Source organism: Afipia sp. MLSD5-FHT05B12 (assembly GCF_058793355.1).
The window spans coordinates 1-19,929 of sequence record NZ_JBXAFS010000004.1 but is presented as its reverse complement, the minus strand read 5'-3'; the positions used below and the strand labels follow the sequence as shown (position 1 = coordinate 19,929).

Here is a 19,929-nt window from a genome sequence, read left to right as displayed (position 1 = left end):
GTCCAAAAGTGAATTCCAGCGCATGACCGGCATGCGCTTCAGGTCAAATCAGCCGCCGAGCGTGCCCTTGGTCGAGGGAATTTCGCCCGCAGCGCGCGGATCGATCGCAACCGCCGCCCGCAGCGCGCGCGCCAGGCCCTTGAAGCACGACTCGGCGATATGATGGTTGTTCTCGCCGTACAGCGTCTCGACATGCAGCGTCACGCCAGCATTGATCGCGAAGGCGTTGAACCATTCGCGCACCAGCTCGGTGTCGAACTCACCGATCTTGTCGCGGGGAAACTCGGCCTTGAACACCAGCACCGGACGCCCCGAAATGTCGATCACGACACGCGACAGTGTTTCGTCCATCGGCATGTGGATGCTGGCATAGCGGGTGATGCCTTTCATGTCGCCGAGCGCCTGCTTCACGGCCTGCCCGAGCGCGATGCCGACATCTTCCGTGGTGTGGTGGTAATCGACATGGAGATCGCCGTCGGCCTGCACGGTGATATCGATGCGCGAATGGCGCGCCAGAAGATCCAGCATATGATCGAAGAATCCGATGCCGGTCGCGACATTGGAAATGCCGGTCCCATCCAGATTGACCGACACCATGATGTCGGTTTCCTTGGTCTTGCGCTTGATGGTGGCCGTGCGCATGAAAAGTGCTCTCCAGAAGCCGGAAGACGCGCCCTTTTAACAGGCACATGACGCCTTCGCTACTGCGGGATGACGCGATTTTTGCCTGAGTTTTCATATATGGTGACTGGAATTCGCCGCCCGGCGGGCCGATTGCAACCGGCGGCGCCAGTGCCTAGATCAGACCCCTCAACGAGGTATTCATGCAAGCATCACAGCCTGAGATCTGGCACGGGACCACCATTCTCACGGTCCGCAAGGGCGGCAAGGTGGTTATCGGCGGCGATGGGCAGGTCTCCATCGGCCAGACCGTCATCAAATCCAACGCCAGGAAGGTCCGAAAGCTCGGCAATGGCGACGTCATCGGCGGTTTCGCCGGGGCCACCGCCGACGCCTTCACCCTGTTCGAGCGCCTCGAGGCCAAGCTGGAACAGTATCCCGGCCAGCTGACCCGGGCCGCGGTCGAACTGGCAAAGGATTGGCGCACCGACCGTTATCTGCGCCGCCTCGAAGCCATGATGATCGTCGCCGACAAGGACGTCTCGCTGGTGCTGACCGGAACCGGCGACGTGCTGGAGCCGGAACATGGCGTGATGGCGATCGGCTCCGGCGGCAATTATGCGCTGGCTGCGGCACGTGCGCTGGCCGATTCCGACAAGGACGCCGAGACCATCGTGCGCCGCTCGCTCGATATCGCGGCCGACATCTGTGTCTATACCAACCGCAGCATCACCATTGAAACGCTGACCGCATGAGCGCGACATCGGGCCAGGCAGCCTTGTCTGCAAGGTCGGGGCTTTCGCCGCGCCGGGGCTTCATCATCGCGGCGGGGCTGCTTCTGTTGCAGGCGGCGATCCTCTACGCCATGGGCCGCGTGCCGATCTGCACCTGTGGCTACGTCAAGCTCTGGCACGGCGTGGTGCTGAGTTCAGAGAATTCGCAGCACATCGCCGACTGGTACACGTTCTCCCACATCATCCACGGCTTCCTGTTCTACGGCCTGACCTGGCTGCTGCTGCCGCGCGTGTCATGGATCGCGCGTCTTCTGATCGCGATGCTGATCGAGGGCGGCTGGGAATTGCTGGAGAATTCGCCGCTCATCATCGAGCGCTATCGCGCCGGCACCATCTCGCTGGATTATTACGGCGACAGCATCGTCAATTCGGTGTCCGACACGCTGGCGATGATCGCGGGCTTCATTGCCGCGCGGAAACTGCCGGTGATCGCAACCGTCATGCTGGCGATTGTCTTCGAGATCGCCGTCGGCCTGCACATCCGCGACAACCTGACGCTGAACATCATCATGCTGATCCATCCGTTCGATGCGATACGGCAATGGCAAAGCGGGCCCCCGATCATCTAGCTCCGCCAGCCTAACCGCTTGCGATACAGTCCATTCAACAATAGCTAAGAGACATGACAGACTTCTCTCCCCGCGAAATCGTATCCGAACTCGACCGTTTCATCGTCGGACAGGGCGACGCCAAGCGCGCGGTGTCCATCGCATTGCGTAACCGCTGGCGGCGGCAGCGGCTCACCGGTTCGCTGCGCGAAGAGGTGTTGCCGAAAAACATCCTGATGATCGGGCCGACCGGCGTTGGCAAGACCGAGATCGCGCGGCGGCTGGCGCGGCTGGCCAATGCGCCCTTCATCAAGGTGGAGGCCACGAAATTCACCGAGGTCGGTTATGTCGGCCGCGATGTCGAGCAGATCGTGCGCGATCTCGTCGAGGTCGCGATCATGCAAACCCGCGAGCGCAAGCGGAAGGACGTGCAGGCGCGCGCGCAACTGGCCGCCGAGGAACGGGTGCTCGACGCGCTGGTCGGCGCCAATGCCGGCGCCGCGACGCGCGATTCGTTCCGCAGGAAATTGCGGGCTGGCGAACTGAACGACAAGGAGATCGAGATCGAGACGCAGTCGTCCGGCGGCACGCCGATGTTCGAGATTCCCGGCATGCCGGGTGCGCAGGTCGGCGCGATCTCCATCGGCGACATTTTCGGCAAGATGGGCGGCCGCACCAAAACGCGGCGGCTCAGCGTGTCGGATTCCCACGAAATTCTCGTCAACGAGGAAAGTGACAAGCTGCTCGACAACGACCAGGTCGTGCAGGAATCCATTCAGGCTGTCGAAAACAACGGCATCGTCTTTCTCGATGAAATCGACAAGATCTGTGTCCGCGACGGCGTGCGCGCCGGGGACGTGTCGCGCGAAGGCGTGCAGCGCGATCTGCTGCCGCTGATCGAAGGCACCACCGTCTCCACCAAGCACGGCGCGGTGAAAACCGATCATATTCTCTTCATTGCGTCGGGCGCGTTCCACATCGCCAAACCGTCGGACCTGCTGCCGGAATTGCAGGGCCGCCTGCCGATCCGCGTCGAGTTGCAGGCGCTGACCCGCGACGACATGCGGCGCATTCTCACCGAGCCGGAGGCCTCGATGCTCAAACAGTATGTCGCGCTGATGCAGACCGAGGGTGTGACCCTCGACATTACCGACGATGCCATCGATGCCCTCGCCGATATCGCCGTCGCGGTGAATTCAACCATCGAGAACATCGGCGCGCGGCGTTTGCAGACGGTGATGGAGCGCGTGCTGGACGAGGCGTCGTTCCACGCGCCGGACATGAACGGCCAGACCATCACAATCGATGCGGCCTATGTGCAGAAGCACATCGGCGATCTGGCCAAGAACACGGATCTCAGCCGGTTTATTCTGTAGAGATTGACCGCGAGTTTTGGTCCGGTCGCTTCACAACAATTTGGATGTCGTCCCCGCCTTCGCGGGGACGACGCCGTATGCGTTGCACCGACGACTATAATTACCTTGCCCGTCTGATGCGCACATACAGCGCGCCTTCGCCGCCGTGGCCGATATGCGCTTCCTCGAAGCCGATCACAAAGCTGCGGAATTCCGGCAGCCCGAGCCATTGCGGGACCTGACGGCGCAACACGCCACGCTCCGATTCCGGCCCGACAGTGCGGCCCTTGCCGGTGATGATGAGAACGAACGCCATGCCGCTCTCGTGCGCGTGATGCAGGAAGTTCAGCAGCACACGATGCGCCTTTGTCTGCGTCATCCCATGCAGATCGAGCCGGGCGTCGATCTCCTTCCGGCCTCGTGAAAGCTGCGAGCGCTCCCGCCGCCCGAGCGGCGCAAGCGGCGGCGGTGCCTGCGGGGTGACCGGAATCTTTCGAGGTGTCGCAGGAAGCTTCGACACCGGCGCCAGCTTCGGTGCAACCGGCGATTCTTCCGCCGCTTCAGCCGATACCTTCGGCGAACGCGGCTTCTTGCGCAGCGGCTTCGCCTGCCTGGCTACGCTTTCCCATAGTTCGGCTTCTTCGCGGCTGAGCGCGCGCTTTCGCCGTGACATCGGAGGTGGATCGAGATTGCGCGGACGTTTCATTGGCGATGACGGTAACGTCGGTGATGCCGGGTGCGGCGCGGCTGCTCAGGCTTGGCCGCAGCGGTCGATGCCGCATCCGGCGCGGTTTTCGGGCGAGCTTCCGGCAACGGCACCGCCTGCGCGATCGGGGCGGTTACGGCAGGTGTTGCCGGCGTAACCGGCGCCTGGGCCGCAGCGGGCTGATCCTTGGACGGGCTCTCGGACTGGTTCTTGGGTGAGTCCTTTGGTTGCTCTTTCGGCGCGTCCTTGACTGCTTCCTTGGAAGCTTCCTTGACCGGGTCGTTTTGCGGAAACAGTTTTGCGATGGTGGCCGATGGCCGGTCTTCCGGCAGCGGCATCGTCTTGCCGCGCGGCACCGGATCGAGGCTGTTCGGCAGCAGCATGACAAAGCGTGCCGGATTTTTCAGGCGGCCTGCGACGCGGCCAGCGTCGATGCCCGCGCCGAAGTAGATGTCCGCGCGCGCCGGACCAATGATCGCGGAGCCGGTGTCCTGCGCGATCATCAATCGGCGAAACGGCGTGTTCGATGTCTCGGATTCAATCGGCAGATTGCCTTCGATAAAGAACGGCGTGCCATAGACATGCAGCGATTTGTCGACGGCGATCGAGCGTCCCGCCGTCAGCGGCACGCCCTGAGCGCCGACCGCTTCGTCGTCCGCCGCCAGCTTCACCTCGCGGAAGAACACATAAGAGCGATTCTGCCGGCGCAACTCCTTCGCAGCGTCGGGGCTCTGCTCCATGTATTCCCGGATCTTCTGCATCGACATCTGATCCTTGGGAATGATGTTGCGTTCGATCAGGATGCGGCCGACCGGCATGTAGGGATAGCCGTTATGTGCATCGTAGTTGATGCGCACCATCGAACCATCCTCCAGCCTGATTCGCGCCGAACCCTGAATCTGGATGAACAGCAAATCGGTCTGGCTCTTCAGCCAGACCACCTCGAGTCCCCGCCCCGCGATGGCCCCGTCTTCGATCTCGGCGCGGTCGTAATAGGGCACCAGCTTGCGCCGCCCGATCTTGCGGAACACCTGCCCCTTGTTCGGCATGCTAGCGTTGGCCTGCGAATATCCGCGCACGAACAGGTTCGACGGACGCCGATAGACCGGCACATTGTACACATCGGTCTGAACGCGCGAGCCATCGACGACGGGCTCATAGTAGCCGGTGACAAAGCCGGCATCGTCGCCAATCCGCGAAATCAGCAGCGGCGTGAAATTCCGCTCGAAGAATTCGCGCGCCCTGGTGCTGTCGGAAAAATCCTCGGCCCTGGCGGCGATGCAAGAATCGCGCAGCGACGTGCCGAGCGCCTTGCTCTCCGCGAGCGGGCCTTTCTGCGCGGCAATCGGCTTGCAGCTTGCCCGAAACGTCTTGAAGGCCGGAAGCGGATCGTCGTCGGCCCAACCGGCGACCTCGTTCCACTTCAGCGGCGCATACTGGGCGCCGGGAAATTCCAGCGGCCAGACAACCGGCCCGCGTTTCGGATGTTCATGATAACTGTGCGCGGCATGACGGCCTGCCGTCCTGGCCTGGGCGTCCGCGACAGCAAGGCTGGCAACGAGAAATCCGGCGGTTCCGGCTTTCAGCCACGCGCCAAGGCGCCCGGCCCGCGCGCCGGACGCGGCAGCCTCGTTACTGTCCGCTTTCCGTCCCAACCAGCTTCCAGTTCGGATCGCGCGACGCGATGTCACGGGCGAACGTCCAGACATCTGTGACATCGGTGAGCTTTTCCGCGTTGCCATCGACGACGGTGCCGGCCTTGTCGCGCGTGACCGAGATCATCTGGGACACAAACCGGATGGTGATCTGGGCGGAGCGATCGCGCGTTTCCGCGTTGACAATCTCTGCCTTGTCGATCGATGCGAACCGGGTCTCGACCTTTTCGCCGCGCTGCTCGCGTTCCTTGATCGCGGCCTCGAATCCCTCATAGACCTCGGACGACAGCAGATCCTTCAGCGCGCGCCGATCGCCATTGGCGAACGCAAGTACGATCATTTCATAGGCGCTCCTTGCGCCGCTGATGAAATGCTGCGCGTCGAAGGATGGGTCTGAGACGGCGATCTGATCGAGACCGCGCGCAAGCGCGGAACCGGATTCGGCGATTCCCTTCCAGCGGTCGGGCGCGACCGCAGCTTCCGCCGACGGCGCCAGCGGCGCCTGATCGATGGTTTTGCCGGGCAGCGGCACGACATTGTCGGACACACGAGCGCTGCCGCGGGCTGGCAGATCGAACGGCGGACGTTCGTCACCGGTGCGCTGTCCCAATACATTGCGTAGCCGCAGGAAGATGAAGACGGCCAGAGCCAGAAAAATGATAGTGTAAATATCCACGTCGCATTCACTTTCTGATCGGTGCTTCAAGCCGCCTGAGGGATAACCCTGTTCACACAAGGGGTCACCCAGGAATTCGCCTGTCACATGTAGGCACGAAACCCGATCCAGCCAACACCGCACTATGCCGCGCTTTGAAGTGCCCGAAAGACAGGGTTTAGGGCATTCATGGCGCCTGTTTAGCTTAATTCTACCCGATCCAGCGGTCAGGGCCAGCCGAAACGCCGCAGAATGGGGCCTATCGTCCTTGTGGAATGAGGCAAGGCTATGATAGCCACTCGCCCCAACGAAGGCCTGCCCATGGCAGAAGCGGACGTTTCCGCCGCCCAGGCCTTTCGCAGGCAGTTCCCGGGCCGGATCGCATCCTGGCGATTCCGTTTCCGCTTTCTCGGAGAGATCGACTTATGACCAACGGCAATGGCGCACCTCTCGAGAACGCGGCCCCGCCTCAGTTCAATGTCCTGGCGCAGTACATCAAGGACTTCTCGTTCGAGAATCCGAACTCGCCGGCTTCGCTGGCGGCCCAGGACAAGCAGCCTACGATCAACATTCAGATCAATGTCACCGCCAACCCGGTTGCCGAACACGACTTTGAAGTCGCGCTGACCATCGAGGGCAAGGCCGAGACCGACAACCTTGTGCTGTTCGCGTTCGAGCTGATCTATGCCGGCGTGTTCCGTATTCAGAACGTCCCGCAGGACAGCATGCATCCGTTCATCATGATCGAATGCCCGCGGCTGCTCTTCCCGTTCGCCCGGGAAATCATCGCAACGTCGGTGCGCTCCGGTGGCTTCCCGCCGCTGATGCTCGATCCGGTGGATTTCGTCGGCCTCTACCGCCAGAACATGGCGCGTCAGGCCGAGCAGCAACAGCAGGTCAAGCCGAGCTAAGGCATCCCGGGTTGCACGCGAAGCGAAAATCGCTTCGCTCAGTCTTCTTTCGAGAATTCGTTCCAGACCGGCGTGCCGCCCAGCGTCGCAACGAAGGCTGCGTGCGCGGCGGCATCCGCTTCGGTGATCCGCGGCGCAAGCGGGACCTCACGCTGCCGGCGCGGCGCGTCCGTCTGTCCCGTGCTGAACGACTGGCGCGTCTCCGACAGAATAAGCTGCGACTGCCGCGCGCCGATCAGGTCGATATAGACTTCCGCCAGCAATTCGGCGTCGAGCAGCGCGCCGTGCTTGGTGCGGCGGGAATTGTCGATGGCATAGCGCGAGCACAGGTCGTCGAGCCGGTTCGAGACACCGGGATGCTTGCGGCGGGCCAGCGTCAACGTATCGACCAGACGGTCGCGCGGAATTGCCGCGCGCGAAACCTTGGTCAGTTCGGCATTGATGAAGCCGATATCGAACGATGCATTGTGGATGACCAGCGGCGCGTCCGCGATGAAGGTTAGGAAATCCTCAGCCACCGCCGCGAACAGCGGCTTGTCGGCGAGAAACTCGCTCGACAGCCCATGCACCGCGAAGGCTTCCTGCGGCATATCGCGTTCAGGGTTGAGATAGACGTGGAACGTCTGTCCCGTCGGCATGCGGTTGATCATCTCGACACAGCCGATCTCAACCAGCCGATCGCCGCGCAGCGGATCGAGGCCTGTGGTTTCGGTATCGAGAACGATTTCGCGCATGAGAATGCCGGTTGGTTTTGCGAATCAGCTTCGCCGTTTCGGCATTTTAACGACTTCGCGGAGGATTTCACCGATCCGCTGCCGCACCGGCTCGAGGCCGTGGGAAGTGTCCACCACAAAATCCGCCCGTTTGCGCTTTTCGGCATCAGGAAGCTGACGCGCCAGGATGGCATCCAGCTTCTCGGGCGTCATGTTGTCCCGCGCCAGGATGCGTTCGCGCTGGATCTCCGGCGCCGTGGTCACGACCACCACCGCATCGACGCGGTTCTCACCGCCGGTCTCATATAATAAAGGCACGTCGAGTACCGCCACGGGCGCGCCGGATTTTTCCGCATCGTCGAGAAACTTGAGCTGATGGCTGCGCAGCATCGGATGCACAATGGTCTCGAGCCGCTTCATGGCATCGGCGTTGTTCACAACCATGGCTGACAGTTTTTGCCGGTCGACCTTGCCGTTCACCGTGCTGCCCGGAAACGCGGCTTCGACGGCCGGCGCGGCTTCGCCCTCGTAGACCTTGTGGACCGTGGCGTCGGCGTCATAAACCGGCACCCCGGCCTCCTCGAACAGTTTCGCGGTGGTGGATTTTCCCATCCCGATCGAACCCGTCAGACCCAGCAGCAGCATCGGCACTTCTTTCATCAAACAGTCAGCAGATCGCGGCTGCGCAGAAAACCAAGCAACGGCAGCAGCGGCAATCCCAGTATCGTAAAATGATCGCCGTCGATACGCTCGAACAGATGCACGCCGGCCCGTTCCAGCTGATAGGCGCCAACGCTTGCAGTCACTGCGTCGCCAGCCTCTGCGATATAGGCGTCTATCTCGCGTGCGGTCAGAGGCCGCATCGTCATGCGCGCCACGCTGACATGGGAAAACAGCGGCACACCGTCCTTTGTCACGCTGACCGCGCTGTGCAGTTCGTGGGTCTGCCCGGACAGCGCTGCGATCTGCGCCGATGCCGCGGCGCGATTCTCCGGCTTGCTGAAAAGCCGCTGGCCCAGCGCCAGTGTCTGGTCCGCGCCGACGACATACCGGCCCGCATGTTTCAGGGAGACAAACTTCGCTTTCTCGCCGGCAAGAAACGCCGCGATCTCACCTGGATTCTTCAGACCTGATTTGTCCTGAGCAGCGCGTTCGTCAATGTCAGCCGGGATCGGCTCGGCCGCGATGCCGGCATTCGCAAGCAGGCTTTTCCGCACAGCGCTCTGCGATGCCAGAATCAAAGGTTGCCGCTCACGCCAGACAGTCACGTTTGCGATGCTTTCTGGCGCTGGCGATCGGCAAAGAGCTTCATGATGGCCGCGGCGGTTTCCTCGATCGAGCGCCGCGTCACATCGAGGAGAGCCCAGTCGAATTTCGCGCTCAGCCTGCGGGCAAAGGCAACTTCCTCGGTCACGGCCTGACGATCGATATAGGTATCGTCGCCGGTTTTGCCGATGCCGAGCAGACGATTTTGCCTGACCTGAATCAATCGCTCCGGGGTCGCATGAAGGCTGACCACAAGCGGCTTTTTCAGCGTCTCAAGCTGCTGCGGAATTGGAATTCCCGGCACCAGCGGAACATTCGCGGTGCGGACGCCGCGGTTGGCAAGATAGATGGAGGTCGGCGTCTTCGATGTGCGCGACACGCCGACCAGAACCACGTCTGCATCCTCAAGACCTTCAACGTGCTGGCCGTCGTCGTGCATCATCGTATAGTTCAGCGCATCGATCCGCTTGAAATACTCGGCGTTGAGGGTGTGCTGCGCGCCGACGCGGCGCGAGGTTTCAGTGCCGAGATAAGCCTGAAACAACTGCATCACCGGACCAATGATCGACAGGCTAGGAATGTTGATTTCCTGGCATTTGGCCTCCAGCCGCTCGACCAGATCCTTTTCCAGCAGGGTGAACAGCACGATTCCCGGCGCTTCCTCGATCTCGGCGAGGACGCGATCGAGCTGCTTCTGACTGCGGACCAGTGGATAGACGTGCTCCACAGGCGACACGTTGGAGTATTGCGCCGCCACCGCGCGCGCGACCGTGATCAGCGTTTCACCGGTCGAATCGGAAATCATATGGAGGTGAAAATAACTGCCGGTGGTAGGCGCCATGGCGTATCGAATCCGTTTCCACTCAATCCGGCGGCTGTGAATCGCTGTGAATCCCTGTGGGCATATTGACCCGATCGGGCGCCGGTCGGCGCCAGCCGGGATAACTCGCCTCTTCATTCACAGCGCTGACTTCGGGATGAAATCTAACCTTCACACGGATGGTAGCGGGGTTGTGTGGATTTGTCTTGGGATAATGGCAGGCCAATAGCCGGCAAACGCTTGAAACCATCGGGGTATTTTCCGCCACCCTCACACTGACCGAGGGCGGGTATAAGTCGGCGGCTTGTGGACGATCACTGGACAAACACGGGAGAGAGATGCGCGAGCGCTAATCACGGCTACACTTAATCAAACTTAAGAATCTAAAAGGATTCTTTAAGCAAGTGGTGCTTGCGGACAGAGCCCTTCTCACGTCATCTATCGATGCTGCTCGACATACCGGACAAAAATGAGCTCCGGCATGCCGAAACTGTAAAACGATTTCACGGCAACGATAAGCTCGGCAGAAAAGAAGACGCGATGTACGAATGGATCAAGGCGCTGCATGTGATCGCCGTGATTTCCTGGATGGCAGGCATGCTCTATCTGCCGCGGCTGTTCGTTTATCACTGCGAGGCGGAAATCGGGTCGAAACAGTCCGAGACGTTCAAGGTGATGGAGCGGCGGCTGCTCAGGGCGATCATCGATCCGGCGATGATCGTGACCTGGCTGGCTGGTTTGTGGCTGGTTTGGCGGGGCGGCTGGTATGTTTCAGGCTGGTTTCACGCAAAATTCCTGCTGGTGCTGATTCTGTCAGGCGTTCATGGATTTTTCGCAGCCCGGGTGCGGGATTTCGCCAACGACCGAAATACCCGAAGTCAGAAATTCTATCGTATTATCAATGAAGTACCGACGGTTCTGATGATCGGGATCGTCGTTCTGGTGATCGTGAAACCGTTTTAGGACGACGTGTTGCCGGTTGATGCGGCAACGACCTCCTTGCGAAGACCCGGACGATTTTCTATATTCCTGTCATCCCACCGAACGCAGGCGGATGTGGTTGAGTACCGGTCTCATTGTTGGACCGGCCACCACATCAGGTTCGAAGCCTCCCGGCACCTTCCTCGCTCAAGACCTGCGGACTTCTGATCGCGTTTGTAGTCCGTAGGTTGTCAGCAGGCTGAACCTTTCGCTCCCCTCCCCTCTCTTTTTCTCCACATGCTCCACAGGACAACCCCAATGCGGGAAATCAAACTACAAGACCTCAAAACCAAAACTGCGGCGGAGCTCGTCTCGTTCGCTGAAGAGCTTGGGGTCGAAAATGCCAGCACCATGCGCAAGCAGGAGCTGATGTTCGCCATTCTCAAGCAGCTTGCGATCCAGGAAACCGACATCATCGGTGAAGGCGTCGTCGAGGTTCTCTCCGACGGCTTTGGATTCTTGCGCTCATGGGACGCCAATTACCTGCCCGGCCCCGACGACATCTATGTCTCGCCGTCGCAGATCCGCCGTTTCGGACTTCGCACCGGTGACACCATTGAGGGCCATATCCGCAGCCCGAAGGAAGGCGAGCGCTATTTCGCGCTGCTCAAGGTCAACACGCTGAACTTCGAGGACCCCGAAAAGTCCAAGCACAAGGTCAACTTCGATAACCTGACGCCGCTGTTTCCGGACGAGCGTTTCCGTCTCGAGCTCGATGATCCGACGCGCAAGGATCTCTCGGCCCGCGTCATCGACATCGTGGCCCCGATCGGCAAGGGCCAGCGCGCCCTGATCGTCGCGCCTCCCCGCACCGGCAAGACGGTGCTGATGCAGAACATCGCGCACTCGATCACCGCCAATCATCCGGAATGCTATCTGATCGTTCTTCTGATCGACGAGCGCCCGGAAGAAGTCACCGATATGCAGCGTTCGGTGAAGGGCGAGGTTGTGTCCTCGACCTTCGACGAGCCCGCGGTGCGTCACGTGCAGGTCGCTGAAATGGTGATCGAAAAGGCCAAGCGCCTGGTCGAACACGGCCGCGACGTTGTCATTCTGCTCGATTCGATCACGCGTCTGGGCCGCGCCTACAACACCGTGGTGCCGTCATCCGGCAAGGTGCTGACCGGCGGTGTCGACGCCAATGCGTTGCAACGTCCCAAGCGCTTCTTCGGCGCCGCGCGTAACATCGAGGAAGGCGGCTCACTCACCATCATCGCGACCGCGCTGGTCGATACCGGCAGCCGCATGGACGAAGTGATCTTCGAAGAGTTCAAGGGCACCGGCAACTCGGAATTGATTCTTGACCGCAAGGTCTCGGACAAGCGCACCTTCCCGGCGATCGACATCTCGCGCTCGGGTACGCGCAAGGAAGAGCTCATCACCGATCCGCAACTGCTCAAGAAGATGTACGTTCTGCGCCGCATCCTCAATCCGATGGGCACCATGGACGCCATCGACTTCCTGCTCGACAAGCTCCGCAACACCAAGAACAACGCGGAGTTCTTCGACTCCATGAATACCTGAAGGAACACCTGATATGCACGTCTGACCGCCAGTAGCGGTCAGCCTGTTTGCAATGCCCGGCCCATCAGTGCGAAGCACGTCTTCGTATTGATGTGCCGGGCATTTGCATTTTTGACCTGTCACGTCAGGATGATTGTGCTGCTGGCGCCGGCACAGGACGCGGCGGCGGGGAGGTTGTGTCTTGTCGTCAGAATCCCGTCTTCCGCTCGGCGTCGCCCTGCCCGGCTGGACGCGCCGTGCGTCGCCGCAGCCGGTCACGATCGACGGCCGCACCTGCCGCATCGAACCGCTGGATGTTGCGCGTCACGGTACTGATTTGCTGGCGGCGTTCAGACACACCGGCGAATCGTCTTGGGTGTATCTGTTCATCGGCCCCTTCGCGGATGACGCCGGGATTCTGACCTGGCTGACTGAGGCTGCGAACAGCAAGGATTACATTTACAGCGCCATCATCGACCGCGCGTCGGGACGTGCCGGCGGCGTCTGTGCATTCATGCGGCCTGATCCCGCCAATGGCGTCGTTGAAATCGGCAGCATCCATTATGCCGACACACTGAAGCGCACGCCCGCTGCCACCGAGGCGATGTATCTTTTGATGCGCTATGTGTTCGAAGATCTCGGCTACCGGCGCTACGAGTGGAAGTGCAACTCATTCAACGCGCCGTCGCGGCACGCCGCGCTGCGGCTCGGATTTCGCTTCGAGGGAGTCTTCCGCAATCACCTGGTGGTCAAGGGCCACAACCGGGACACCGCCTGGTTTTCGATTCTCGACAGCGAGTGGCCGGCGCTGAAAGGCGCTTACGAGAACTGGCTGGCGCCCGAGAATTTCGACCGCGATGGGCAACAGCGCATGTCGCTCTCGGAGATGATCACAGCTGCGCGCGGGTAACGCGTTATGTTGCGTCGCAACAACGGAATTGCTGCACCCATTGTTGCAGCATATTGCGGTGCAGCAATTGTAAAGTCATGACCCTTTGGGATTTTTCGTTGCCTGCCGGACGAGTGTCCGACAAATAGGCATGCATTCCCCCGACCAGACCATCTTCGCCTTGTCGTCCGGCCGCGCCCCGTCGGCGATTGCCATCATCCGGGTATCCGGCCCCCAAGCCAGGGCGGCGGTCGAGCGGCTGTGCGGGAAACTGCCTGCGCCTCGCATCGCCCATGTCGCGACCCTGCGCGACCTCGATGGCAGCGCCGTCGACGAATCGGTGGCGCTCTGGTTTCCGGGTCCTCACAGCGCGACCGGCGAAGACGTCGCGGAATTTCATGTCCATGGCGGACGCGCGGTGATCGCGGCGATGTTCGATGCGCTCGGGTCCATCGACGGCTTGCGTCCGGCGGAGCCGGGCGAATTCACGCGCCGCGCGTTCGAGAACGGCAAACTCGATCTCACCGAAGCCGAGGGCCTCGACGATCTCATTCATGCCGACACCGATCGTCAGCGCCGTCAGGCCTTGCGGCACCTGAAAGGCTTGCTCGGCACGAAGGCGGAGAGCTGGAGACAACAAATCATCCAGGCATCGGCACTGATCGAAGCGGGGATCGATTTCTCCGATGAGGGCGACGTGTCGGCAGAGCTTGTCGCGCCGGCGCTGCGCAAGATCGCGGCGCTGAAATCGGAAATTGAAGAAACCCTTATTTCATCGGCACAAAGTGAACGCCTGCGCGAAGGCCTGACGGTTGCGATCGCCGGTCCGCCGAACGCCGGCAAGTCGACGCTGCTCAATCGTCTCGCGCGGCGCGAGGCTGCGATTGTTTCGCCCCATGCCGGCACCACGCGCGATGTGATCGAAGTTCACCTCGATCTCGACGGCTATCCGGTGACGCTGATCGACACCGCGGGCGTGCGCGACACCCACGATCCCGTCGAGCAGGAAGGCGTGCGCCGTGCGCGCGATCGCGCCCGCACATCGGATCTGGTGCTGTGGCTCGTCGATGCCAACGACAAGGCGGCACCATCGCCGCAAACCGAGGGCGATCATGCGCCGGTCTGGATCGTCCGTAACAAGGTCGATCTGGTCGCTTTGGAGGGTGAGGGTCCGGCGGGGGCGCAGTTCGATATTTCCGCAGCAAAGGGCGATGGTGTTCCGGAGTTGATCGGAGCATTGGTGTCCTACGCTCAGGACTATTTCGGAGCGGGCGAGATGGCGCTGGTCAGCCGCGCCCGGCACCGGACATTGCTGCGGGAAACGGTTGACGCGCTCGACCGGGCAGGGCGCTCAGCCGGGAAAGGCGACGAGCTTCTGGCGGAAGAACTACGAATCGCGATTCATTCATTGGGTCGACTGACGGGCCGGGTGGATGTCGAGGATATTCTGGACGTGATCTTCCACGAGTTTTGCATCGGCAAATAGGCTGGCAAGTAGGCCATTGGCCGATCGCTGGTTCCGGGTCGGCCAATGGCCCTGTTTCACGTGAAACAATCGATGGAACCCTTACCATGTTTCACGTGAAACACTTCTGATCGATTTCCGTCTTTCAGCTTTCGCACCAAAGCGATAGAAGTCTGCCCATGCAGACATTCGACGTCATTGTGATCGGAGGAGGCCACGCCGGCTGTGAAGCCGCGGCGGCATCCGCGCGCGCGGGCGCCAAAACGGCGCTTGTGACCCATCAGTTCGCGACCGTCGGAGCGATGTCCTGCAATCCGGCCATCGGTGGTCTTGGAAAGGGCCATCTGGTCCGGGAAATCGATGCCCTGGATGGTCTGATGGGCCGGATGGCCGATCAGGGTGGCATCCAGTTCCGGGTTCTGAACCGGCGGAAGGGTCCGGCGGTGCGCGGTCCCCGCGCCCAGATCGACCGCAAGCTTTATGCGGCGGCGATGCAGGCGGAAATCCGGGGCACGCCCAATCTGACCGTGATTGAGGGCGAGGCCGACGAGCTTTTGCTGTCTGAGGGCCGAATCTGCGGGATTCGCCTTGGCGATGGCCGGGAATTTGCCGTCGGCGCCGTGGTTGTGACCACCGGGACGTTTCTTCGGGGGCTGATCCATCTCGGCGAGAAGAATTGGCCTGCGGGGCGGGTCGGAGAAGCGCCGGCGATGGGTCTCTCAAAATCCTTCGAGCGGGCCGGGTTTACCTTGGGCCGGCTCAAGACCGGGACGCCGCCGCGGCTTGATGGCTCGACCATCGACTGGTCGGCGGTCGAAATGCAGCCCGGAGATGACCCGATCGAGCCGTTTTCGGTGCTGACGGACCGGATCACGACCCCGCAGATCGAATGCGGGATCACCCGGACCACCAATGCCACCCATGAGATCATCCGGGCCAATGTCCATCGCTCGCCGATGTATTCCGGACAGATCAAAAGCTCTGGCCCGCGCTATTGCCCGTCGATCGAGGACAAGATCGTCCGGTTCGGCGACCGCGACGGCCATCAGATCTTCCTGGAGCCGGAAGGGCTCGACGACACCACGGTTTATCCGAACGGCATCTCCACCTCGCTGCCGGAAGAGGTCCAGCAGGCGATTCTGGCGACCATTCCGGGCCTCGAGCGCGTGAAAATGGTCCGGCCGGGCTATGCCATCGAATACGACCATGTCGATCCGCGCGAACTGGACCCGACCCTCCAGACCAGGCGCGTGCCGGGCCTTTTTCTGGCGGGACAGATCAACGGCACCACCGGCTATGAAGAAGCCGGCGCGCAGGGGCTTGTGGCCGGGCTGAACGCCGCGTTGCTCGCGGGCGGCGGTGAACCGGCCGTGTTCGACCGCGCCGACGGCTATCTCGGGGTGATGATCGACGACCTGACGTCGCGCGGCATCACCGAGCCGTACCGGATGTTCACCTCGCGGGCCGAATACCGCCTGACCCTTCGTGCCGACAATGCCGATCAGCGCCTGACCGGCCGGGGCATTGCCCTGGGATGCGTCGGTGGTGAGCGGGCAGGGCGCCATGCTGCCAAGATCGCGGCGCTTAACATCGCGAAATCATTGGCGAAATCGCTCTCGGTGACGCCCAATGAGGCCGCAAAGCATGGTCTGATGCTCAACCACGATGGCCAGCGCCGGACCGCATTCGAGCTGCTGGCCTATCCGGAGGTTGAGTGGGGCAATGTCATATCGATCTGGCCGCAGCTTAACGAGATTGATCCGAAGATTGCCGTCCATCTGGAGATCGACGCCAAGTATGACGTCTATCTGGCCCGCCAGGCCGCCGACGTGCAGGCATTCCGCCGCGACGAGGGCCTGGTCCTGACCGATGTCGATTACAGTGCCGTTCCCGGCCTCTCGAACGAGGCGCGGCAGAAGCTTGAAAAGGTCCGGCCCCGGACTATCGGGCAGGCGGGCCGGATCGAGGCCATGACCCCGGCAGCGCTGGCAATTCTTGCGGCTTATCTCCGCCGCGAGGCACGCCGGTCGTCCGCCGCTTCGGCCTGAGGCATCCCATGGCCAAGACGGCCCCCATTTCCATTCCGGCCGCGGACAAGGCGGCGGCATTGGCGCTGACGCCTGTTTCACGTGAAACAGAAGCCCGGCTCGATCGCTACGTCGATCTGCTGATGGCGTGGCAGGCCAAGACCAATCTGATCTCGCCCTCCACGCTGCCGCAGCTCTGGACCCGGCACATTGCCGATTCGTTGCAGCTTCTGGATCTCGCGCCCTCAGCGCAACGCTGGCTCGACTTCGGTAGCGGCGGCGGCTTTCCGGGTGTGGTGCTGGCCTGCGCAATGGCGGAGCATGAGGGGGCGTCCGTTCAGCTCGTCGAACGCAACGCCAAGAAGGCGGCGTTTCTGCGCGAGGCACTGCGGATCACCGGTGCTGCCGGCTCAGTTATCCTCGCCGATATCGGGGATTATGTGGATAGCTCGCAGACGCCGATAGATTGCGTCACTGCGCGCGCGGTCGCTCCACTACATATGTTGCTGGGCTATGCAGAGCCTCTGGTGAAACAAGGAGCGAAAGCACTCTTTCTAAAGGGACAAGATGTAGAGTCAGAATTGACGGAAGCTACTAAATACTGGAATATTGAGCCCATTCTTCATCCCAGCCGCACAGGCGGACACGGCTGGATCGTCGAGCTCAGGACAATTGAGCGGCGATAATCGTCCGGCAGTAACAGGTACAAGGCGGCCAGGCACATGGTTGGCATCGGCGGAATTTTTGAGGGCGAAAACGGCACGGCGACGGGCGAACGGGGGCATCCCCGCATCCTGGCGCTGGCCAACCAGAAGGGCGGCGTCGGCAAGACCACGACCGCGATCAATCTCGGGACCGCGCTGGCCGCCATCGGCGAGCGGGTGCTGATCGTCGATCTCGATCCGCAGGGCAACGCCTCGACCGGACTCGGCATCGATCGCCGCAACCGCAACTGCTCGACCTACGACGTGCTGATCGGCGAAGCCAAATTGCGCGAGGCGATCATTCCGACCGCGGTGCCTCGTCTGCACATCGCGGCTTCGACCATGGATCTGTCGGGCCTCGAACTCGAACTCGGCACCACCCGCGATCGCGCGTTTCGTCTGCGCGACGCCATCGCCGACCTCAATGTCAATGTCGCGCCGGACGCCGACTACACCTATGTGCTGGTCGATTGCCCGCCGTCGCTCAACCTCATCACCGTCAACGCCATGGCGGCGTCGCACGCCATTCTCGTTCCGTTGCAGTGTGAGTTCTTCGCGCTCGAAGGTCTGTCGCAACTGTTGCAGACGGTGGAGCAGGTGCGTTCGACACTCAACCCGACGCTGTCGATCCACGGCATCGTGCTGACGATGTTCGACTCGCGCAACAACCTGTCGAATCAGGTCGTCGCCGATGTGCGCCAGTTCATGGGCAAGAAAGTTTACGACACCATGATCCCGCGCAACGTGCGCATTTCCGAAGCGCCGTCCTACGGCAAGCCGGTTCTGGTCTACGATCTCAAGTGCGTCGGCAGCGAAGCGTATCTGAAACTCGCGACTGAGGTCATTCAGCGCGAGCGCGAGCTGCGCACGCATTGAGACAAGCTGTCATCCTTCGAGGCTCGCCGAAGACGGCTCGCACCTCAGGATGACGGAACGATACGACGCAAGCACCATTTCCGGATGGTGAGAGATCGTCATCCTGAGGTGCGAGGGGCAAGGCCCCGAGCCTCGAAGGATGACATGCAGAACAGATTTTAGATTCGGAGTGTGCGAGTTGAGTGCGAGGGATGCGGCGATGGCCGAGGAGCGTTCGCGACTGGGTCGCGGTCTTGCAAGTCTGATCGGCGATGTGGGCGGCGAGGCGGCGCATGTCGATCGTCCCGCGCGCGCGCCGCGCCGCGTTCCGATCGAATTTCTGAAAGCCAACCCGCGCAACCCGCGCCGGACTTTTTCCGACGAAGAACTGGGCGAGCTGTCGGCGTCGATCAAACAGCATGGCGTGATTCAGCCGATCGTGGTGCGGCCGGTGAAGGGCGCGCAGGATCGTTTCGAGATCATCGCCGGCGAGCGGCGCTGGCGCGCATCGCAGCGCGCCGGTCTGCACGATGTGCCGATCGTTACGGTGGAAGTGAATGACAGCGACGCGCTCGAGATCGCGATCATCGAGAACGTGCAGCGTTCCGACCTGAACGCGATGGAAGAAGCGCAGGGCTATCACGCGCTCGCCGCGGAGTTCAAACGCAGCCAGGAAGACATCGCCAGGATCGTCGGCAAGAGCCGCAGCCATGTCGCCAACATGATGCGTCTGACCAGGCTGCCCGATCAGGTTCAGGCCTACATCGCGGAAGGCAAATTGTCGGCGGGTCACGCGCGCGCGCTGATCGGCGTGCCCGATGCAGTCGCCGCGGCAAAGCGGATTGTCGAGGAAGGTCTGAACGTGCGTCAGACCGAAGCGCTGGCGCATGACGAAGGCGTACCGGAGCGCAAGCCGCAGAAGGCGCGCGGCGGCAGCTCGGCCAAAGTCAAGGATCCCGACACCATCGCGCTCGAAAAGCGCGTCAGCGACGTGCTCGGCCTGAAGGTCAGCGTCGATCACCGCAATCCCGGCGGCACGGTGCAGATCAAGTACACCGATCTCGACCAGCTTGACGAGATTTTGCGGCGGCTGGAAGCCGGCCGGTAAATCACAAGCGAACAGCCGGGCCGCTCCATGAAGCGCGGCAATTTCCCTGCCCGTCAATCCGGGCTACGAGTTAGCGGGACAGCGCCACACACATGATGTCGTCCTCGCGAAAGCGGGGACCCATAGCCACCGAACGTCGTGATAGTGGCGAGAGGATCGCTCCGGCATCTCCATCAAATCGAGTGCTCAGGGAGTATGGGTCCCCGCTTTCGCGGGGACGACGTGGTGAGATTCCGGATGACAACGAACCTGTAGCCCCGAGAGCAGCAATTTCCCTGCCCGGCAACCTCAGCGACGCCGATATCGACGCCCTGTCATAGGCGCGGCGCGATTTTCTCGCCCGTCATTCCGGG

20 protein-coding genes are annotated in these 19,929 nt (G+C 61.7%); 12 read left to right on the top strand and 8 right to left on the bottom strand.

All coding sequences use genetic code 11. The features are described from left to right. Positions 1 to 48: 48 nt before the first annotated feature. Positions 49 to 642 carry an imidazoleglycerol-phosphate dehydratase HisB gene (gene hisB, locus AC1Q6J_RS07170; protein WP_492278633.1) on the bottom strand — a complete coding sequence of 198 codons (594 nt, stop codon included), beginning with the start codon at positions 640 to 642 and terminating at the stop codon, positions 49 to 51. A 182-nt stretch (positions 643 to 824) separates the two neighbouring features. Here hisB and hslV point away from each other — a divergent pair, with 182 nt between their 5' ends. The 3 genes from hslV to hslU are packed head-to-tail and all read left to right on the top strand — an operon-like array spanning position 825 to position 3,339. Next, positions 825 to 1,376, top strand: coding sequence for an ATP-dependent protease subunit HslV (gene hslV / locus AC1Q6J_RS07165; RefSeq protein WP_492278632.1), 552 nt, complete (start codon positions 825 to 827; stop codon positions 1,374 to 1,376). Beyond that, the gene (locus AC1Q6J_RS07160) at positions 1,373 to 1,984 is read left to right on the top strand and encodes a DUF2585 domain-containing protein (protein ID WP_492278631.1); all 612 of its coding nucleotides are present in this window, start codon (positions 1,373 to 1,375) and stop codon (positions 1,982 to 1,984) included. The genes hslV and AC1Q6J_RS07160 overlap by 4 nt, the downstream gene beginning before the upstream one ends. Before the next feature lie 53 nt (positions 1,985 to 2,037). Then, positions 2,038 to 3,339 carry an ATP-dependent protease ATPase subunit HslU gene (gene hslU, locus AC1Q6J_RS07155; RefSeq protein WP_492278630.1) on the top strand — a complete coding sequence of 434 codons (1,302 nt, stop codon included), beginning with the start codon at positions 2,038 to 2,040 and terminating at the stop codon, positions 3,337 to 3,339. A gap of 100 nt (positions 3,340 to 3,439) precedes the next feature. On the opposite strand, the gene AC1Q6J_RS07150 is transcribed toward hslU, so the two are convergent. From AC1Q6J_RS07150 to AC1Q6J_RS07140, 3 genes are read right to left on the bottom strand one after another with little or no spacing between them, the layout of a single operon-like run. Continuing rightward, a complete protein-coding gene (locus tag AC1Q6J_RS07150) occupies positions 3,440 to 4,024 on the bottom strand; it encodes a Smr/MutS family protein (protein WP_492278629.1) in 585 nt (194 codons plus the stop codon). After that, complete coding sequence (gene mltA / locus AC1Q6J_RS07145) at positions 4,021 to 5,679, bottom strand: murein transglycosylase A (RefSeq protein ID WP_492278628.1); 1,659 nt, start codon at positions 5,677 to 5,679, stop codon at positions 4,021 to 4,023. Before mltA ends, AC1Q6J_RS07150 begins: the two co-directional genes overlap by 4 nt. Beyond that, positions 5,657 to 6,355, bottom strand: a complete 699-nt coding sequence (locus AC1Q6J_RS07140) for a Tim44/TimA family putative adaptor protein (protein ID WP_492278627.1) — start codon at positions 6,353 to 6,355, stop codon at positions 5,657 to 5,659. Before AC1Q6J_RS07140 ends, mltA begins: the two co-directional genes overlap by 23 nt. A 404-nt stretch (positions 6,356 to 6,759) precedes the next feature. Here AC1Q6J_RS07140 and secB point away from each other — a divergent pair, with 404 nt between their 5' ends. Next, positions 6,760 to 7,245 carry a protein-export chaperone SecB gene (secB, locus tag AC1Q6J_RS07135; protein ID WP_492278626.1) on the top strand — a complete coding sequence of 162 codons (486 nt, stop codon included), beginning with the start codon at positions 6,760 to 6,762 and terminating at the stop codon, positions 7,243 to 7,245. A 38-nt stretch (positions 7,246 to 7,283) separates the two neighbouring features. Here secB and dnaQ read toward each other — a convergent pair whose 3' ends face one another. From dnaQ to AC1Q6J_RS07115, 4 genes are read right to left on the bottom strand one after another with little or no spacing between them, the layout of a single operon-like run. Beyond that, complete coding sequence (gene dnaQ / locus AC1Q6J_RS07130; protein ID WP_492278625.1) at positions 7,284 to 7,979, bottom strand: DNA polymerase III subunit epsilon; 696 nt, start codon at positions 7,977 to 7,979, stop codon at positions 7,284 to 7,286. 24 nt (positions 7,980 to 8,003) lie between these two features. After that, the gene (gene coaE, locus AC1Q6J_RS07125; protein WP_492278955.1) at positions 8,004 to 8,603 is read right to left on the bottom strand and encodes a dephospho-CoA kinase; all 600 of its coding nucleotides are present in this window, start codon (positions 8,601 to 8,603) and stop codon (positions 8,004 to 8,006) included. Between the two features lie 14 nt (positions 8,604 to 8,617). Next, positions 8,618 to 9,226: a Maf family protein gene (locus tag AC1Q6J_RS07120; protein ID WP_492278624.1), complete on the bottom strand. Its 609-nt coding sequence runs from the start codon at positions 9,224 to 9,226 to the stop codon at positions 8,618 to 8,620. After that, positions 9,223 to 10,065 carry a pyruvate, water dikinase regulatory protein gene (locus AC1Q6J_RS07115; RefSeq protein WP_492278623.1) on the bottom strand — a complete coding sequence of 281 codons (843 nt, stop codon included), beginning with the start codon at positions 10,063 to 10,065 and terminating at the stop codon, positions 9,223 to 9,225. Before AC1Q6J_RS07115 ends, AC1Q6J_RS07120 begins: the two co-directional genes overlap by 4 nt. Before the next feature lie 519 nt (positions 10,066 to 10,584). On the opposite strand from AC1Q6J_RS07115, the gene hemJ reads away from it, so the two are divergent. The 8 genes from hemJ to AC1Q6J_RS07075 all read left to right on the top strand — a co-directional run bounded on the left by hemJ (position 10,585) and on the right by AC1Q6J_RS07075 (position 19,576). Beyond that, positions 10,585 to 11,007 (top strand): protoporphyrinogen oxidase HemJ, encoded by a 423-nt coding sequence (hemJ, locus tag AC1Q6J_RS07110; protein ID WP_492278622.1) that lies wholly within the window; start codon positions 10,585 to 10,587, stop codon positions 11,005 to 11,007. 276 nt (positions 11,008 to 11,283) lie between these two features. After that, entirely contained in the window at positions 11,284 to 12,549 is a 1,266-nt protein-coding gene (gene rho, locus AC1Q6J_RS07105; RefSeq protein ID WP_492278621.1) for a transcription termination factor Rho, read from the top strand. Between the two features lie 181 nt (positions 12,550 to 12,730). Beyond that, positions 12,731 to 13,438, top strand: a complete 708-nt coding sequence (locus tag AC1Q6J_RS07100; RefSeq protein WP_492278620.1) for a GNAT family N-acetyltransferase — start codon at positions 12,731 to 12,733, stop codon at positions 13,436 to 13,438. 130 nt (positions 13,439 to 13,568) lie between these two features. After that, a complete protein-coding gene (gene mnmE, locus AC1Q6J_RS07095) occupies positions 13,569 to 14,903 on the top strand; it encodes a tRNA uridine-5-carboxymethylaminomethyl(34) synthesis GTPase MnmE (RefSeq protein ID WP_492278619.1) in 1,335 nt (444 codons plus the stop codon). A gap of 158 nt (positions 14,904 to 15,061) precedes the next feature. After that, positions 15,062 to 16,930, top strand: a complete 1,869-nt coding sequence (gene mnmG, locus AC1Q6J_RS07090) for a tRNA uridine-5-carboxymethylaminomethyl(34) synthesis enzyme MnmG (protein WP_492278618.1) — start codon at positions 15,062 to 15,064, stop codon at positions 16,928 to 16,930. An 8-nt stretch (positions 16,931 to 16,938) separates the two neighbouring features. Then, a complete protein-coding gene (gene rsmG, locus AC1Q6J_RS07085) occupies positions 16,939 to 17,595 on the top strand; it encodes a 16S rRNA (guanine(527)-N(7))-methyltransferase RsmG (protein ID WP_492278617.1) in 657 nt (218 codons plus the stop codon). A gap of 36 nt (positions 17,596 to 17,631) precedes the next feature. Then, positions 17,632 to 18,489, top strand: a complete 858-nt coding sequence (locus AC1Q6J_RS07080; protein ID WP_492278616.1) for a ParA family protein — start codon at positions 17,632 to 17,634, stop codon at positions 18,487 to 18,489. A 199-nt stretch (positions 18,490 to 18,688) separates the two neighbouring features. Then, the gene (locus tag AC1Q6J_RS07075; protein ID WP_492278615.1) at positions 18,689 to 19,576 is read left to right on the top strand and encodes a ParB/RepB/Spo0J family partition protein; all 888 of its coding nucleotides are present in this window, start codon (positions 18,689 to 18,691) and stop codon (positions 19,574 to 19,576) included. Positions 19,577 to 19,929: the final 353 nt, after the last annotated feature.